The organism is Geodermatophilus sp. SYSU D00525 (assembly GCF_054050475.1).
Genome location: NZ_JBJGZK010000012.1, coordinates 1 through 17445, shown reverse-complemented (window position 1 = coordinate 17445; position 17445 = coordinate 1). Strand labels below are relative to the sequence as shown.

General features: G+C 74.4%; 15 protein-coding genes. 12 read left to right on the top strand and 3 right to left on the bottom strand.

Going from position 1 to position 17445, the window contains the following annotated elements; genetic code table 11:
* Positions 1–20 precede the first annotated feature (20 nt).
* From ACI796_RS12320 to ACI796_RS12310, 3 genes are all read left to right on the top strand, one after another.
* Complete coding sequence (locus ACI796_RS12320) at positions 21–557, top strand: MarR family winged helix-turn-helix transcriptional regulator (protein ID WP_456941523.1); 537 nt, start codon at positions 21–23, stop codon at positions 555–557.
* Entirely contained in the window at positions 554–2329 is a 1776-nt protein-coding gene (locus ACI796_RS12315; RefSeq protein ID WP_456941522.1) for an MDR family MFS transporter, read from the top strand. Before ACI796_RS12320 ends, ACI796_RS12315 begins: the two co-directional genes overlap by 4 nt.
* A 346-nt stretch (positions 2330–2675) precedes the next feature.
* On the top strand, positions 2676–4469 hold the full coding sequence (locus ACI796_RS12310) for an acyl-CoA dehydrogenase (protein ID WP_456941521.1): 1794 nt from the start codon (positions 2676–2678) through the stop codon (positions 4467–4469).
* Positions 4470–4534: 65 nt separating this feature from the next.
* Here the strand turns inward: ACI796_RS12310 and ACI796_RS12305 are convergent, their stop codons facing one another.
* Positions 4535–4711 carry a hypothetical protein gene (locus tag ACI796_RS12305; protein WP_456941520.1) on the bottom strand — a complete coding sequence of 59 codons (177 nt, stop codon included), beginning with the start codon at positions 4709–4711 and terminating at the stop codon, positions 4535–4537.
* 199 nt (positions 4712–4910) lie between these two features.
* Between ACI796_RS12305 and ACI796_RS12300 the strand changes: the two genes are divergently transcribed.
* On the top strand, positions 4911–6428 hold the full coding sequence (locus tag ACI796_RS12300; RefSeq protein WP_456941519.1) for an MFS transporter: 1518 nt from the start codon (positions 4911–4913) through the stop codon (positions 6426–6428).
* A 98-nt stretch (positions 6429–6526) separates the two neighbouring features.
* Positions 6527–7573 (top strand): YihY/virulence factor BrkB family protein, encoded by a 1047-nt coding sequence (locus tag ACI796_RS12295; RefSeq protein WP_456941518.1) that lies wholly within the window; start codon positions 6527–6529, stop codon positions 7571–7573.
* 52 nt (positions 7574–7625) lie between these two features.
* On the opposite strand, the gene ACI796_RS12290 is transcribed toward ACI796_RS12295, so the two are convergent.
* Entirely contained in the window at positions 7626–8333 is a 708-nt protein-coding gene (locus ACI796_RS12290; protein WP_456941517.1) for a hemerythrin domain-containing protein, read from the bottom strand.
* 247 nt (positions 8334–8580) lie between these two features.
* Here ACI796_RS12290 and ACI796_RS12285 point away from each other — a divergent pair, with 247 nt between their 5' ends.
* Positions 8581–9762: an acyl-CoA dehydrogenase family protein gene (locus tag ACI796_RS12285; RefSeq protein WP_456941516.1), complete on the top strand. Its 1182-nt coding sequence runs from the start codon at positions 8581–8583 to the stop codon at positions 9760–9762.
* Between the two features lie 84 nt (positions 9763–9846).
* On the opposite strand, the gene ACI796_RS12280 is transcribed toward ACI796_RS12285, so the two are convergent.
* A complete protein-coding gene (locus ACI796_RS12280; RefSeq protein WP_456941515.1) occupies positions 9847–10761 on the bottom strand; it encodes an ABC transporter substrate-binding protein in 915 nt (304 codons plus the stop codon).
* A gap of 191 nt (positions 10762–10952) precedes the next feature.
* On the opposite strand from ACI796_RS12280, the gene ACI796_RS12275 reads away from it, so the two are divergent.
* The 6 genes from ACI796_RS12275 to ACI796_RS12250 all read left to right on the top strand — a co-directional run.
* The gene (locus ACI796_RS12275; RefSeq protein WP_456941514.1) at positions 10953–12665 is read left to right on the top strand and encodes a phosphatase PAP2 family protein; all 1713 of its coding nucleotides are present in this window, start codon (positions 10953–10955) and stop codon (positions 12663–12665) included.
* Positions 12662–13285 carry a hypothetical protein gene (locus ACI796_RS12270; RefSeq protein WP_456941513.1) on the top strand — a complete coding sequence of 208 codons (624 nt, stop codon included), beginning with the start codon at positions 12662–12664 and terminating at the stop codon, positions 13283–13285. Before ACI796_RS12275 ends, ACI796_RS12270 begins: the two co-directional genes overlap by 4 nt.
* Entirely contained in the window at positions 13282–14388 is a 1107-nt protein-coding gene (locus ACI796_RS12265; protein WP_456941512.1) for a lysylphosphatidylglycerol synthase transmembrane domain-containing protein, read from the top strand. The genes ACI796_RS12270 and ACI796_RS12265 overlap by 4 nt, the downstream gene beginning before the upstream one ends.
* Complete coding sequence (locus ACI796_RS12260) at positions 14385–15011, top strand: phosphatase PAP2 family protein (RefSeq protein ID WP_456941511.1); 627 nt, start codon at positions 14385–14387, stop codon at positions 15009–15011. Before ACI796_RS12265 ends, ACI796_RS12260 begins: the two co-directional genes overlap by 4 nt.
* Positions 15012–15084: 73 nt before the next feature.
* Positions 15085–16854 (top strand): PHA/PHB synthase family protein, encoded by a 1770-nt coding sequence (locus ACI796_RS12255; RefSeq protein ID WP_456941510.1) that lies wholly within the window; start codon positions 15085–15087, stop codon positions 16852–16854.
* Positions 16838–17445, top strand: a 608-nt coding sequence (locus ACI796_RS12250; RefSeq protein ID WP_456941509.1) for an alpha/beta fold hydrolase, incomplete at its 3' end; no start/stop codon positions are given. The genes ACI796_RS12255 and ACI796_RS12250, both read left to right, overlap by 17 nt.

The window sequence follows — 17445 nt, the reverse complement described above, 5'->3', positions numbered from 1 at the left end:
ACCCGTTCCCCGGAGTCCCCATGTCGCCGTCCGCGTCCCGTGACGCCGGCCCCCCGGCCGCACCGTCGCCGCAGCGCGCCGCGGAGGTCCGCCGGCTCTCCGAGCAGATGCCGCGCTTCATGCGGCTGGCCCACGCGTTCAAGAGCCTCCCGTCGGGCGCCGACGGCCGGGAGCGCGCGGCCCTGGTGCTGCTCTTCCCGCTGACCCGGCTGGGCCCGCTGCGGCAGAGCGCGCTGGCCGAGCTCGTGCACGCCGACCCGTCGACGGTCAGCCGGCACGTGGCCTGGCTGGTCGAGCGCGACCTGGTGCAGCGCGTGGCCGACGAGACCGACGGCCGCGCCACGCGCCTCGTCGTCACCGACGCCGGCCGGGCCGCCGTCGAGCGGCTGGCCGAGGAGCGCACCGCCCAGCTCGCCGGGATGCTCACCGGCTGGTCCGACGCCGACCTCGCCACGCTCACCGAGCTCTTCGGGCGCCTGCTCGACGACCTGACGGCAGCGCTGCCGTCCGACCCCCGCTCCCCCTCTGCACTCCCCGTCCCGAGAGAGAAGCCATGAGCCAGACCACCGCCCGCCCCACGGGTGGGCGCAGCGGCGCCCGCGCCGCGGCGGCCGCACCGGACTCCTCCGGCGCCTTCACGCACCGCCAGATCCTGACGATCATCGTCGGCCTGATGGTCGCGATGTTCCTCGCGGCCCTCGACCAGACCGTCGTCGCGACCGCGATCCGCACCATCGCCGACGACCTGCAGGGCTACGACCTGCAGGCCTGGGCGACGACGGCGTTCCTCATCACCTCGACGATCGCCACGCCGCTGTACGGCAAGCTCTCCGACATCTACGGCCGGCGGCCGTTCTACCTGTTCGCCATCGCCGTGTTCGTCGTCGGCTCGATGCTCTGCGGCCTGGCGGACTCCATGTACGAGCTCGCCGCGTTCCGCGCGGTCCAGGGCATCGGCGCCGGTGGCCTGATGTCGCTGGCGCTGGCGATCATCGGCGACATCGTGCCGCCGCGGGAGCGTTCGCGGTACCAGGGCTACTTCATGGCCGTCTTCGGCACCTCGAGCGTCCTGGGCCCGGTCATCGGCGGCTTCTTCGCCGGCCAGGACGCGCTGCTCGGCGTCGACGGCTGGCGCTGGATCTTCTACGTCAACGTCCCGCTGGGCCTGGTCGCCTTCGCCGCCGTCTTCCGGGTGCTGCACCTGCCGCACGAGCGGCGCGAGCACCGCATCGACTGGCCCGGCGCGCTGGCGCTGATCGCCTTCCTCGTGCCGCTGCTGATCGTCGCCGAGCAGGGCCGCATCTGGGGCTGGGGCTCGACCCGCTCGCTGGTCTGCTACGGCATCGGCGCCGTCGGCTTCGTGCTGTTCCTCCTCGCCGAGCGGGCCTACCGCGACGAGGCGCTGCTGCCCCTGCGGCTGTTCCGCAACCGCAGCTTCAGCGTCGTCGGCGTCGGCAGCGTGGTGATGGGTGCGGGCATGTTCGGCGGCCTGCTGCTGCTCCCGCAGTACCTGCAGATCGTCCACGGCTCGAGCGCCACGGTCGCCGGCCTGCAGATGATCCCGCTGGTCGCCGGCATCATGACCGGCGCGATGGGCTCGGGCATCGCGATCTCGAAGACCGGGAAGTACAAGGTCTTCCCGCTGGTCGGCATCGTGTTCATGACCGTCGCGCTGCTGTCGATGTCGTTCGTCGTCGACGCCGACACCTCGGTGTGGACGCTCGTGCCGTTCATGGTCCTGCTGGGCCTGGGTCTGGGCTTCAACTTCCAGCCCACGATCCTCGCCGTGCAGAACGCCGTGTCCCCGCGGGAGATGGGCGTGGCCACCTCGTCGGTCACGTTCTTCCGGCAGATGGGCGGCACGATCGGCACCGCGGTCTTCCTGTCCGTGCTGTTCAGCCGGCTGCCGGTGGACATCGGGTCGGCGCTGACGTCGTCGACCGACCCGCGGGTGCAGCAGGCGCTGCAGAGCGGCCAGCTCCAGGGCGGCGGCGACCTGTCGGACACCTCGTTCATCCAGACGCTGCCGTCGTTCCTCGCGGCGCCGTTCAAGACCGGGTTCTCGAACTCGATCGACCTGGTGTTCCTCATCGCCGCCTGCGTCGTGGCGATCGGGTTCTTCGTGTTCCTGTTCCTGCCGCAGCTGGCGCTGAGCAACCAGTCCGGCATCCAGGCCCAGCAGGCCGCCCGCCAGACCGCCGGCGAGCCCACCGGGGACGACGCCGGCGCCCAGGTGGCCCAGGCCGCCGGTGCCGCGGCGCCGACGTCGACGGCTCCCCCGACCGGGCGCCCCGGCGACGCCGAGCCCGCCGGCCGGCACCGCTCCTGACGCACCGGCCGAGAGGCCCCTCCCCGCACCGTGCGGGGAGGGGCCTCTCGTCGTCCCGGGCCGGGTCGGCCGTCGATCACCGGACGCGTGCACGGTGCGGCGGCGTGTCGTGCCGTGTCGCGTGCACACAGCCGATGACCGACACGGCCTGGCCGGCACCGGGCATGCGGACGTGCTGCAGCCGGTGCAGCACTGCCGCACCTGCTCCGGAGGCCAGGCCGGTCGCACGGCCCATCAGCTGCTGCAGGTCCACGAGGGAGCTGCGACCCGGGCGCGGACCCGGCCTATCGTGGGCCGGTCGGGCCGCGCGCCCGGCTCTCCCGCCGCCGTCGTCCGTGGAGGCCCCGTGTCCCCCAACCTCGTCCTGTCGCCGCGCGACCTGGACTTCCTGCTCCACGAGTGGCTCGAGGTCGAGACCCTCACCAAGCGGCCCCGCTTCGCCGAGCACTCCCGCGAGACGTTCGACGCGGTGATGGAGCTGGCCCAGCAGATCGCCACGGAGCACTTCGCGCCGCACAACCGGAAGGCCGACGAGAACGAGCCGCGGTTCGTCGACGGCAGGGTGGAGATGATCCCCGAGGTCGCGAAGGCGCTCGCGGTGTTCCGCGAGTCCGGGATCATGGCCGGGACCTTCGACGAGGAGTACGGCGGCCTGCAGCTGCCGCAGACCGTCGGGCAGGCGGCGTTCGCCTGGTTCAAGGCGGCCAACGTCGGGACCTCGAGCTACCCGTTCCTCACCATGGGCAACGCCCGCCTGCTGCTCGCGCACGGCTCGCAGGAGCAGAAGGACCGCTTCGTCCGGCCGATGCTCGAGGGCCGCTGGTTCGGCACGATGGCGCTGTCCGAGCCGCAGGCCGGGTCGTCGCTCGCCGACATCACCACGCGCGCCCAGCCCCAGGACGACGGCACCTACCGGCTCACCGGCAACAAGATGTGGATCTCGGCCGGCGACCACGAGCTGACCGAGAACATCGTCCACCTGGTGCTGGCCAAGATCCCCGGCGGGCCGCCCGGCGTGAAGGGCATCTCGCTGTTCATCGTCCCGAAGGTGCTGGTGGACGACGACGGGTCCCTGGGCGAGCGCAACGACGTCGTCCTGGCCGGCCTCAACCACAAGATGGGCTACCGCGGGACGACGAACACGCTGCTCAACTTCGGCGAGGGCGTGCACACCCCCGGCGGGCGGGCCGGCGCCGTCGGGTACCTCGTGGGCGAGCCGCACAAGGGGCTCTCCTACATGTTCCACATGATGAACGAGGCGCGGATCGGCGTCGGGATGGGCGCCACCGTCCTCGGCTACACCGGCTACCTGCACGCGCTGGAGTACGCGCGCACCCGGACCCAGGGCCGCTCGGCGAGCAGCAAGGACCCGTCGTCGCCGATGGTGCGGCTGGTCGACCACCCCGACGTCCGCCGGATGCTGCTGGCCGCCAAGAGCTACGCGCAGGGCGGCCTGGCGCTGGGCCTGTACTGCGCCCGCCTGGTCGACGAGGAGAAGACCGGCGAGACCGAGGACGACCGCAGCCGCGCCCACCTGCTGCTCGACACCCTGACGCCGATCGCCAAGGCGTGGCCCTCGCAGTGGGGGCCGGTCGCCGACGACCTGGCCATCCAGGTGCACGGCGGCTACGGCTACACCCGCGACTACCCGGTCGAGCAGTTCTACCGGGACAACCGGCTCAACCCGATCCACGAGGGCACCAACGGGATCCAGGCGCTGGACCTGCTCGGCCGCAAGGTGACCGTGCAGGGCGGCGCCGGCCTGCGGCTGCTGGCCGAGACGATCGCGGCGACGACGGCACGGGCGGCCGGGACGCCGTTCGCCGACCTGGCCGCGGACGTCGACGCCGCCGTCACCCGGCTGGTGGCGGTGACCGGCACGCTGTGGGGCACCGGCGACCCGGCGCTGGCCCTGGCCAACGCCAGCGCCTACCTCGACGCGGCCGGGCACACCGTCGTCGGCTGGCTGTGGCTGGAGCAGGCGCTGGCGACGCGCGACGAGACCAGCGACTTCCACGAGGGCAAGCGCGCCGCGGCGCGGTACTTCCAGCACTGGGAGCTGCCCAAGGTGCACACCTGGCTGGACCTGCTGGAGTCCCTGGACCGGACGGTGCTCGACACCCCCGACGCCCACCTCTGAACGCACTCGCGCCCCGCGGCTCCGGGAGGAGCGGCGGGGCGCGGGTCGTCCGGGGCGCGGGCGGGTCAGGCCGCCCGGGCCATCCCCACGGCCTCGACGGCGGCACCGGCCGGCGCGGTCTCGCGGCGGGCGGCCGCCCGCTGCTCGCGCTCGTACCGTGCCGTGGTCGAGGTGCCCATCGCGATCACCAGGGCGGTCAGGACCAGGAACCCGACCAGGGTGACTGCAGGCCACAGAAACATCTCGAACGTCCCCTTGCTCGTCTCGTGACGCCGGCCGGGCTGCGGGCCGGCGGCTCGTCTCTGGAGACTGTTTCCCCAGCGAACCGCCCTCTCAATCGTCGCTACGCACTGTTCACCTGACAGGCTGTGAGCGACTTCACCCGACGGGGCCCTCGGAGCCCGGTGCGCCGCCCGGTCCGGCACGTGGTGTCATCGGGACGTGTCCGCAGGTGCCGAGGTCTCCACCGCCGGCACCGGCACCGCCCCCGCCCGCCCGCGGCCCGCGCTGCTCGTCCTGACCCTCTCACTGGGTGTCACGACGCTGTCGTTGCTGCAGAGCCTCGTGGTCCCGGTGCTCGGGCCGATCGGCGAGCAGCTCGGCGTCTCCCCGGCCGCGGCCGGCTGGGTGCTCACGGCCAACCTGCTGGCCGCCGCGGTGCTCACCCCGGTGCTCGGCCGACTCGGCGACACCCGCGGCGAGCGGCCGGTGATCCTCGGCATCCTGGCCGCGGTCGCGGTCGGCACGCTGCTGGCGATCGTCACCCGCTCGCTGCCGCTGCTGCTGGTCGCGCGGGTCCTGCAGGGCTCCTCCTACGGGCTGTTCCCGCTGTCGATCAGCGTGCTGCGCCGCGAGCTCCCGCCGGAGCGGCTGAGCGTGGCGATGTCGGTCGTCAGCAGCACCCTCGGCGTCGGCGGCGTCGTCGGCCTGGTCGCCGCGGGCCTGCTCACCGGCGACGGCGGGGACTACCACCGGCCGTTCTGGATCGGGCTGGGTGTCACGCTGCTGTCCCTGGTCCTCGCCGCCGTCCTGCTGCCCCGCCGCGCCGCCACGGCGAGCGGGCGGGTCGACTGGCTCGGCGCCGTCGTCCTCGGCGTCGGCCTGGTGCTGCTGCTCCTGCCGGTGTCGCAGGGCAACACCTGGGGGTGGACCTCCCCGCTGACGCTCGGCTGCGCGGCCGGGGCCCTGGTCGTCCTCACCGGCTGGGTGCTGCTGCAGCGCCACAGCGCCCAGCCGCTGGTGCGCCCGGCGCTGCTCACCGACCCGCGGATGCTCGTGCCCAACATCGCCGGCTTCACCACCGGCATCGGGCTGTTCGTGTCCTTCCTCGCCGTCATGCAGTACGTCCAGACGCCGCCCGGGGTGGCCGGCTACGGGTTCGGCGCGCCGGTGCTCGAGGCCGCCGTCGTCTACCTGCTGCCCGGCGGCGTGGTCGGCATCCTGCTGGCGCCGCTGGCCGGCAAGGTCGTCGACCGCATCGGCGCGCTGCCCACCCTGCTCACCGGCGCGGTCGCCGGCGTCGCCGGGTTCGTGGTGTTCGCGCTGGGCCGGTCCGAGCCGGCGCTGGTCGTGGTCGCGGGGCTGCTGTCCCAGGCGTGGGTGACCGTGGCCTACGCGGCGCTGCCCACGCTGGTGGTCCAGGCGGTGCGACGCAGCGAGACCGGCGTCGCCAACGCGGTCAACTCGATCGCCCGCTCGCTCGGCCAGGCGGTGGGCAGCACGCTCACCGTGGCGCTGCTCGGCGCCACCCTCGACCCCGCCACCGGCCTGCCGACGGCCGCCGGGTTCACCGCCGTCGCCCTGCTCGGCGCCGGGGCGGCGGCCGCGGTGGGGCTGGTCAGCCTGGCCGGGATGGTGCAGGCCCGGCGCAGCGGGCCGGCCGGCCCCGACGACCTCCACGACGTCGAGCGGGCCACCGCCGGCGCCGGCGAGTGGTCCCCGGTCTCCGGCATCCGCTGACGCCCCGCGACGCGCCGGGATGATCACCGCGCGCATGGAAGCGCCCCGTCCGGGGAAACCACGGTCCGATCGACTCGCCCCAGACCCGGAGGACGACCATGGCCCGCCCGCACGGCTCCCGCGCCGCGAGCACCGACACGGCGAAGCCGACGCGCTTCTCCGGCAACACCGCCGGTGACCCCGCGCCGCACGACGACAAGGTCAACTCCACCCGCTTCGACAACGCGCCGCGCGGCGCGGACACCACGCCGACCTTCTTCGGCACGGTCAAGCGGACCGTCAAGGAGTTCCAGGAGGACAACCTCACCGACTGGGCGGCGTCGCTGACCTACTACGGCGTCCTCGCGCTCTTCCCGGCGCTGATCGCGCTGACGTCGATCGTCGGCCTGCTGACGACCCCTCAGCAGCTCACCGACGCGCTGACCACCGTCGTCCCCGCCAGCGCCGCGAGCACGATGGGCCCGGTCATCGAGCAGGTCGCCGGCAACCAGAGCACCGCCGGCGTCGGGCTCGTCATCGGTCTCGCCCTCGCGATCTGGTCGGCGTCGGGCTACGTGGGCGCCTTCACCCGCGCGTCCAACGTCGTCTACGAGACGCCCGAGGGCCGCAAGATCTGGAAGCTCAAGCCGCTGCAGCTGCTGATCACCCTGATCGGCATCCTGTTCGCCGCCGTCATCGTGGCGATGCTGGTCCTCAGCGGCCCGGTCGTCGAGGCCGTCGGCTCGGCCATCGGCCTGGGCGACACCGCGCTCACCGTGTGGAACGTCGTCAAGTGGCCCGTGATCCTGGTGGTCCTGGCCCTGATGATCGCCGTCCTCTACTACTCCACGCCGAACGTCAAGCTGCGCGGCTTCCGGTTCATCAGCCCCGGTGCCGGCGTGGCCATCCTGGTCGCGGTCCTGGCCTCGGCCGCCTTCGCCTTCTACGTGGCCAACTTCGGCAGCTACAACAAGACCTACGGCGCCCTGGCCGGCGTCATCGTCTTCCTGATCTGGTTCTGGCTGATCAACCTGGCCCTGCTGTTCGGCATCGAGTTCGACGCCGAGAAGGAGCGGACGACCGAGCTCAAGGAGGGCGTCCCGGGGGCGGACAAGGAGATCCAGCTCGACGCCCGCGCCGAGCCCAAGCCCCGCAACACGCACTGAGCACACGACAGCGGCCCCCTCCCCGGCGGGGGAGGGGGCCGCTGTCGTGTGCTCAGCGGGCGGTGGGCGGGCCGTCCCCGCGGCGGGCCGGCGGGGTGCGCTCGACCACGGCGGCCACCGCGGCCAGCCCCCGGCTGACCGCCTCCCCGACCGGGGTCAGCGGGGCGGGCGCCCGGCGGACGAGCGCGTCGACGACGTCGCGGCTGCGGTCCAGCAGCGACAGCGGCAGGCCCGAGAGCGCGTTGCCCGGCGGGCGGCGGGACACCGTCGGGTGCGCGCGGGTGGGCGAGATCCGGCGCACGAGCTCCCACCGGCGGCCCAGTCGGCGCAGCTCGGCGGGGTCGAGCCGCTCCTGCAGCCGCGGGAACAGCACGTCCTCCTCGTCTCGCACGTCCTCGCGCAGCACCTCGACCAGCCGGGCCAGCCGGGCGGGCCGCTCCGGGGAGTCGGGACCGCCCTCCTCCAGTGCGGCGACCAGCTCGTTGACCTCCTGGTGCTCGGTCTCGATCTGCCGGGTCAGCGCGTCGCCGTCGGGCAGCACCCGGCGGATCACCGGCCAGAGCACGGTCTCCTCGGCGAACGCGTGACTGAAGACCAGCCGGTCGATGCGCGTCAGCACCTCCTCCTGCGCGCGGCCGGCGGCGCCGTCGAGCTCGTGCAGCAGCCGGTCGAGCTCGACGTGGTCCTCCCGCTGGCGCACCAGGACGCTGCCGGGGCCTCCCAGCTCGTCGTCGGTCTGGTCGGCGATGGATCGGGGCACGGGGCCCTCCTCGGGACGGGGCGGTCGGATCCGCCGGTCCCTGCCCCGATCGGCGCGCCGCCATGCCGCCTTGCCGGTCGCCGCCCCGGAGGCGGGGGAAGGCCGGTCGGGAGCGCGGGACGACGTCGACGACCGGTCGGCGCCCCGCGGCACCGACCCGCGCCGCCGGGGCCGGTTGCCGCGCAGGGGCGGGGGTAGGCCGGACCCACGGGACAGCGGGGTCCCGGCAGCGGAAGGAGCCAGTGCCATGGCCGACCGGCCCACCGTCACGTCGGACTTCTACGAGCTCGAGGCCCTCCTCGAGGAGGAGGACCGGGCGACACTGATGCGCGTCCGGGCGTTCATGGACGAGCAGGTCGAGCCGGTCATCAACCAGTACTGGACCCGGGCGCAGTTCCCCCGGGAGCTGATCCCGGGCCTGGCCGAGCTGGGCATCGCGGGGGCGCAGTACTCCGGTCACGGCTCGCCCGGCCGCTCGTCGCTGTTCGACGGCATGGTGTCGATGGAGCTGGGCCGGGGCGACCCGTCGGTGGCCACCTTCATCGGCGTCCACGGGGGGCTGGCGATGGGGACGATGCACCTGTGCGCCTCCGAGGAGCAGAAGGAGCGCTGGCTGCCGGCGATGGCGCGGATGGAGCTCATCGGCGCCTTCGGCCTCACCGAGCCCGAGCACGGCTCCGACGTCGCCCGGGGAATCCAGACGACGGCCCGCCGGGACGGTGACGAGTGGGTCCTCGACGGGCAGAAGAAGTGGATCGGCAACGGCAGCTTCGCCGACCTGGTGATCGTCTGGGCACGTGACGTCGACACCGACCGGGTGCTCGGCTTCGTCGTCGAGACGCCGACGCCGGGCTTCAGCGCCGTCGACCTCGAGGACAAGATCGCGCTGCGCGCGGTGCAGAACGCGCACATCACCCTCGACGGCGTCCGCGTGCCGGAGGAGAACCGGCTGCAGAACGCGAACTCCTTCCGCGACACCGCGAACGTCCTGCGGGCCACCCGGGTGAGCGTGGCGTGGTCGGCGGTCGGCTGCTCGCGGGGCGCGTACGAGCACGCGCTGCGCTACGCGCTGGGCCGCGAGCAGTTCGGCCGGCCGATCACCTCGTTCCAGCTGGTGCAGGACCTGCTGTTCCGGATGCTCGGCAACATCACCGCGTCGGCGGCGTTGTGCGCGCGCGCCTCCCAGCTGCAGGACTGCGGGATGCTGCGCGACGAGCACGCGTCCATGGCCAAGGGCTACAGCACCATGCGGATGCGGGAGACCGTCGGCTGGGCGCGGGAGCTCATGGGCGGCAACGGGATCCTGCTGGAGAACCACGTCGGCCGGTTCGTGGCCGACGCCGAGGCGATCTACTCCTACGAGGGCACCCGCGAGGTCAACAGCCTCATCGTCGGCCGCGCGATCACCGGCACCAGCGCCATCACCTGACGCGCGCTCCTCGCGATCACGGCGCCGTGACCACCGGAGGGCCCGGGACACCGGTCACGGCGCCATGATCACGGGCGGCCTCGTTCAACGGCCGTCCCACCAGCGGGCCGCGGCCTCGGCGGGGGTGAGCCCGTCGACGGCGACCGACCGGTTGAGCCGGACCAGGTCGATCGTCGTCAGCTGGGCGCTGACCGCGTCCAGCGCGGCGCGCAGCGGCTCGCCGCCCTCGGCGGCCACCTCGGTCCGCACGAGCGGCACCACGTTCTCCCGCGGCTGCAGCGCCCGGTCGTCGCGCAGCAGCTGCAGCGAGGCGTCGGTCAGCCGGGCATCGGTCGTCTCCAGCATCCCGACGTCGACCTGCCCGGTGAGCAGCGCCTCCGCGGTGGCCGCCCGCGACGGCATGCTGCGCACCTCGGCGAACTCGATGCCGTAGACCTCGCGCAGCCCGGGCAGGCAGAACCGCCGATCGCTGCACTCGGGCGGGCCGCCGAACACCAGTTGCGGCGCGATCGCGGCGAGCCCGCTGAGCGTCGTCACGCCGTGCCGGGCGGCGAGGTCGGTGAGCACGACGAACCCGTTCTGGTCCTCGGCCTCGGCCGGGGCCAGGACGGTCAGCCCGCGCGGCGCGAGGGCGGCCGCCAGCCCTTCCCGCAGGACGGTGGGGTCGTGGGACGCCGTCCCCGCGCCGGCCTCCAGGAACTCCGACGCGGTGCCCAGGTAGTCGACGACGAGGTCGACGACGCCCTGCTCGAGCGCCGGGAAGACCACCTCGCGGGTGCCGATGCCGTGCTGCACCGCCACCTCGAACCCGGCCCGCCGGATCGCCTCCGCGTACACCTCGGCGAGCGTCTGGTTCTCCGGGAAGTCGTAGGACGCCACCCGGACGACGCCGTCGGCGGGCGGGTCCGACTCCGCGGCCGGGGAGCCGCAGGCGCCGAGCACGGCGGCGGCGAGGAGCAGGGCGGCGAGGAGCAGGGCGGCGAGCGGTCGACGACGCATCGCGGACCCTCCCGGGACAGGAGGCGACGCCCCGCGGGCGGACTGGCGCGGGGACGGCCACGCTAGCCCTGCTCGGGACCAAGGTCGATGGTCCCGGGAGCGCAACCGGTGCAGCATCGGGCGGCATGGCGGCCACGGCGCGGCCCCCGGCGCCCCAGACGCCGGTCCCGGCTCCGGCACCGCGGGGACCGGTGACGGCACCCGCGGCGCAGGCACCTGCGGGAGGGCAGGTCCGGCGGCCGGACCTCCCGCCCATCCACCGCGAGCCCCGGCGACGCCGCCCCTCGGGCGAGCCGCCGCCGCTGCCGCGGCACCTCAACGCGTCGGGCAAGTGGTGGCTGGCGCTCAGCGGCGTCGTCGTCGTGACCTGGGGCGCCGTCCTCGTCACCGGGAGCTCGGCGTTCTTCGACCTCGTCGACACCCGGGTGCTGCAGGCGATCGCCGCCATCCGCTCCCCCGGCCTCACCGACGTCGCCGAGGTGGCCGGCGTCCTCGGCACCGGCCGGGCCATCCACCTGCTGTGGCTGGCCAACCTCGTGGTGCTGGCGGTCTTCCGCCGCTGGCGGCACCTGTTCGTGTGGATCGGGGTCGGCCTGCTGGTGGTGAACACCGCCGCGACCCTGGCCGCCACGCTGCAGCGCCCGCGGCCCTACGAGGTGGAGATCCTCGGCAGCTGGGCGGGGTTCTCGATGCCGTCGGTGCCGATGACCGTGCTCGCCACCTTCCTCGTCAGCACGCTCTACTCGCTGGTGCCCGCGGGGCGGCCCCGGGACATCGGCAAGTGGGTGGTGTGGGGCCTGCTGCTGGTCACCGCCGCCTCGCGGCTCTACCTCGCGCAGGACCACCCCACCGACGTCCTCGCCGGCGTCGTCCTCGGCGTGGCCGCGCCGCTGGCCGCCTTCCGGCTGCTGACGCCCAACGAGGTCTACCCCGTCGTCTACCGGCGCGGCAGCCCCGCCCACCTGGACGTCACCGGGGCGCGCGGCGAGGCGATCGTCCGCGCGCTGCAGGACCAGCTCGGGTTGCTGGTCACCTCGGTGAAGCCCTTCGGTCTGGCGGGGTCGGGCGGCTCCACGCCGCTGAAGATCACCGTCAAGGCCGCCGACGCCGCCGAGCAGGAGGAGAGCTGCGTCTTCGGCAAGCTCTACGCCGCCACGCACGTGCGGTCCGACCGCTGGTTCAAGCTGGGGCGCACGCTGCTCTACGGCCGGCTGGAGGACGAGAAGCCCTACCACAGCGTGCGGCGGCTGGTGCAGTACGAGGACTACGTCCTGCGGCTGCTGTCCGACGCCGGCCTGCCCGTGCCGCACCCGCTGGGCATCGTGGAGATCACCCCGGAGCGCGAGTACCTGCTGGTCACCGAGTTCCTCCAGGGCGCGCGGGAGATCGGCGACCCCGAGGTCGTCGTCGACGACGCGGTGATCGACCAAGGGCTGGCCGTCGTCCGGCGGCTGTGGGAGATCGGCATGGCCCACCGCGACATCAAGCCGGCCAACCTGATGGTCCGCGACGGCACGCTGTTCCTCATCGACTCCGCGTTCGCCGAGGTGCGCCCCAGCCCGTGGCGGCAGGCCGTGGACCTGGCGAACATGCTCCTGGTCCTCGCGCTGCGCACGGACGCCGCCCGCGTGTACGAGCGGGCGCGGCGCTACTTCTCCGACGAGGAGCTGGCCGAGGCCTTCGCCGCCACCCGTGGGCTCACCATGCCCTCGCAGCTGCGCCGGATGCTGCGGGCGCAGGGCCGCGACCTGCACCGGGACTTCCTCGAGCTGCTGCCCTACCGGCTCCCGCCGGTGCGCATCCAGCGGTGGACCTGGCGCCGGGCCGGCCTGTGCCTGGTGACCGCGCTCGCCCTGGTCCTCGCCGTGACCATCGCGGTCAACCTGCTCGGGTCGCCGCTGTGAGCGGCGCCCTGCGCCCGGCCGCGGCGGCGGTGCTGGCGGCCGCCCTGCTGACGGCGGGCTGCGCGCCGGGCACCCCGACCGTCAGCGGCGAGCTGCCCGGCTGCCGCACCGGCGACGACGACCGGGCCGCCCACGGCGTCGTGCTCATGGCCCAGGCGGTGCCGACGGCGACCTGGGTGCCGTGCGTGGAGAGCGTCCCGGTGGGCTGGACCTTCGCCGGCCTCGACGCCCACTCGGGCTCGGCGCGGTTCTGGCTGAACTCCGACCGCGACGGCTACCACGCCATCGAGGTGCGGCTGACCGCCGGCTGCGACACCACGGGTGCCACCGAGATCCCCAGCGAGCGGGACGGGCTGCAGCGCTTCGAGCGGGTCGTCCGGGTGACCCCGGAGTACCTGGGCCGCCGCTACTACGTGTTCCCCGGCGGCTGCCTGACCGTCGTGTTCACGCTCTCCGGCGACAACCGCGGGGAGCCCCTGGCACTCGCCACCCAGAGCCTGGGCGTGGTGAGCCGCGAGGTGCTCTCCGCCGAGGTCCACGAGGAGAGCGGCGGCCGGCTCCAGCTCGACCCGCCGCCCGCCGACGCCGCCGGCCCCGAGGACGAGGGGGACCCGCCATGACCGCCGTGACCCCGCAGGCGCCACCCGTCCGGCCGTCCCGGCGCAGGCCCCTGTGGCGCCGGGTGCTCGCCCCGCTGTTCTCCCTCGCGCTCGTCGCCGCCGTCTTCCTGTGGTTCCTGCCGCGCTTCACCGACATGGCGCAGGTGTGGGACGCGGTGGTCGACCTGTCGTGGGGGGCGCTGCTGCTGCTCCTGGTCGCGGCCGCGTGGAACCTGGCCACCTACCAGTTCGTGATGGTCGTGACCATGCCCGGCCTGCGGCTGCGCGAGGCGACGGTCTCCACCCTCACCACCACCGCGGTGTCGAACACCGTCATCGGCGGGGCGGCGATCGCGCTCGGGCTGACCTACGCCATGAACTCCTCGTGGGGCTTCTCGCGGTCCCGCACGTCGGTGTCGGTGCTGCTGTCGGGGCTGTGGAACAACTTCGCCAAGCTCGCCCTGCCGGTGGTCGCCCTCGTGCTGATGGCCTTCACCTCCTCCGCCCCCGGTCCCGGCCGGGTGGCCGCGGGGATCGCCGGCGTCGCCGGGCTGGTCGCGGCCGTGGTCGTGCTCGGCCTGCTGCTGCACAGCCGGGAGGGCGCCGCCCGGATCGGCCGGGGCAGCGGGCGGGTCGCCTCCGCGCTGATCAAGCCGTTCGGCCGGCCGCCCGTGCAGGGCTGGGACCAGGCGACGACGAAGTTCCGCGACCGGACCGCGCTGCTGCTGCGCGCCCGCTGGCACTGGCTCACCCTCACGACGCTGGTCAGCCACCTGTCCCTGTTCCTCGTGCTGATCGTCGCGCTGCGCGCGGTGGGCGTGTCCGCCGAGCAGGTCAGCGTGGTGGAGGCGCTCACGGTCTTCGCCTTCGCCCGGCTGCTCACGGCCGTCCCGTTCACCCCGGGCGGGCTGGGGGTCATCGAGCTGGCGCTGATCACCGGCATGTCGGCGTACGGCGGGGACCGGTCGCTGGTGGCCGCGGCGGTGCTGGTCTTCCGCGGCCTCACCTACCTGCTGCCCATCCCCCTCGGGATCGGCACCTACCTGTTCTGGCGGCACAACCGCTCGTGGCGGCGGGAGCCCAACTCCGCACCGCGCACGGACCTGGTGCCGGAGACGGCGTGACCGGGCGGGCGGCCACCCGCCCGCGGCCGCCGGTCACCCGCGGCGGTCGCGAGGTGGTCCTGGCCGCCGTCGGCGCGCTGGTTCTCGTGCTCGCCGCGCTGCCGGTGGAGCGGACGTCGGTGCCCGCGGCCGAGGCGGCGGTGTTCCGGGCGGTGAACGGCGTCGACGTCGTGCCGTTCCTGCTCGTCTGGCCGGTCATGCAGCTGGGCAACTTCCTCGTCGTCCCGGCGGCCGCCGTGGTCGCGGCCGCGATGCGGCGCTGGCGGCTCGCGCTGGGGCTGCTGCTCGCCGGCGTCGGCACCTACCTCGCGGCGAAGGGGATCAAGGACGTCGTCGTGCGCGGCCGGCCCGACGGGCTGCTCGACGACGTCGTGATCCGCGGTGCGGCGGCGCGCGGCCGCGGCTTCCTGTCCGGGCACGCGGCCGTCGTGACCGCCGTCCTGACCGTGGCCTGGCCGTGGCTGGGCCGCCGCGCGCGGATCGTGGCCGTGGTGCTCGTGGCGCTGGTCTGCCTGGCGCGGGTGTGGACCGCCGCGCACCTGCCGCTGGACGTCGTCGGCGGGATCGGGCTGGGGCTGCTCGTCGGGTCGGTGGCGCTGCTGGTGGTCGGCCGGCCGCGGTGAGGTCTGCCGCCGGGCGCCGCCTGTGGTTGAGTGACTGAGGTCACAGGAGGCCCGAAGACCCGAGGAGCCCGGGATGACCACCACCGCCCCCCGCCCGTCCGCCCCGCCCCGCCCGCGCCCCGCGCCGGTCACCGACGGGGCTCCCGACGGCGGCCGGTCCCCCTCCCCGGAGGCGTCCGAGGCGGTCATGGGCCTGGACATGGTGCTGGTCGACGGCGCCCGCGGCCCGCTGCGGCGGATGGTCCCGCCGGCCCGCACCGTCGCCCGGCTCGGCGCCTCCCTGGCGCGCCGGCCCGAGACCGTCGTCCGCACCGGCGGGGACCTGGTGCGCGAGCTGGGGCGGATCGCGGTGGGCCGCTCGGAGGTCGCCCCCTCGCCGAAGGACCGCCGCTTCGCCGACCCCGCCTGGACCGGCAACCCCTTCCTCCGGCGGACCATGCAGGCGCACATCGCCGCCGCGCAGGCCGCCGCGCGCCTGGTCGAGGACGCCGACCTCGACTGGCAGGACGACGAGCGGATCCGGTTCACGCTGACCAACGTGGTCGACGCGCTGGCGCCGTCCAACGTCCCGTTCCTCAACCCGCTGGCGCTCAAGGCGGTCATCGACACCGGCGGCCGCAACGCGGTCAGCGGGCTCCGCCGGATGGTCTCGGACCTGGTGTCCCCGCCGCGGGTGCCCTCGATGGTCGAGCCCGACGCCTTCACCGTGGGCGAGGACCTCGCGGTCACCCCGGGCGCCGTCGTCCTGCGGACCGACGTGTTCGAGCTGATCCAGTACCGCCCGACGACGGAGACCGTCCGCGCCGTCCCGCTGCTGATGGTCCCGCCGACGATCAACAAGTACTACATCACCGACCTCGCGCCCGGCCGCAGCATCGTGGAGCACTACGTGGCCGCCGGCCAGCAGGTCTTCATGATCAGCTGGCGCAACCCCGACGAGCGGCACGCCGACTGGGGCCTGGACGCCTACGGCCAGGCCGTGCTGGACGCGATGGACGCCGCGCAGCGCATCACCGGCAGCGAGCGGGTGGCCCTCCAGGCGTTCTGTTCCGGCGGGATCGTCACCGCGATGGTGCTGGCCCACCTGGCCGCCACCGGACGGCTGGACCGGGTGGCCGCCGCCAGCTTCGCCGTCACCGTCCTCGACTGGGCGCGGGCCGGCACGGTGTCGGCGCTCATGGACCCCGAGGCGGTCCGGGACGCGACGGAGAAGTCGCGGAGGAAGGGGTACCTCGACGGCGCGATGCTCGCCGAGGTCTTCGCCTGGCTGCGCCCCAACGACCTGGTGTGGAACTACTGGGTCAACAACTACCTGCAGGGCAAGCCGCCGGCCGCCTTCGACATCCTCTTCTGGAACGCCGACACCACCCGCATGAGCGCGGCGCTGCACCGGGACTTCATCGAGGTCGCGGTCGGCAACTCCCTCACCGAACCGGGCAGGGCGACGATGCTCGGCACGCCGGTGGACCTGTCCGCCGTCGACGTCGACGCCTACGTCACCGCCGGGATCGCCGACCACCTCTGCCCCTGGCAGGCGTGCTACCGCACCACCCAGCTGCTCGGCGGGGACACCCGGTTCGTGCTCTCCACCAACGGCCACATCGCCTCGCTGGTCAACCCGCCGGGCAACCCGAAGTCGACGTTCCAGGTGGCGCCGGACACCCCGGCCGACCCCGAGGAGTGGCTGTCCCGGGCGACGAAGGAGAAGGGCTCCTGGTGGCCGGACTTCATGTCCTGGCTCGGCGAGCGGTCGGGGGACGAGGTGCCCGCGCCGGAGTCGCTCGGGAGTGCGGAGCTGCCGGTCCTGGGGGAGGCTCCTGGGACCTATGTCCTCGAGAAGTGAGTCCGTCCGCACGCTGACCGTCCTCGGCCGCACCCTCCGGGTGGCCGAGCGGCCCGGCGACGGCAGGACGCCGCCGCTGCTGCTCATGAACGGCATCGGCGCGAGCCTCGAGGTGCTGCAGCCCTTCGTCGACGCGCTCGACCCGCGGCGCACCGTGATCCGGTTCGACGTCCCGGGCGTGGGCGGGTCCCCCCGGCCGGTCGTCCCCTACGTGCTGGGGACGCTGACGCCGGTGGTCGCCGGGGTCCTGCGCCGGTTGGGCCACGACGGGCCGGTCGACGTGCTGGGGCTGTCCTGGGGCGGCGGCCTGGCGCAGCACTTCGCCGTCCAGCACCGGCGCCGCTGCCGCCGGCTGGTGCTCGCGGCCACCGGCACCGGCGCGCTGATGGTGCCCGCGTCCCCGCGGGTGCTCTCGCACATGCTCACGCCGCGGCGGCACCGCGACGCCGAGTACGCCCGGCGGATCGCGCCGACGGTCTACGGCGGGGGGGGGGGGGGGGGGGGGGGGGGGGGGGGGCGGGGGCGGGGGGGGGGCGGGGGGGGCGGGCCGCGGGGGGGGGGCGCGCGGGCGCGGGCGGCGGGCGCGGCCCG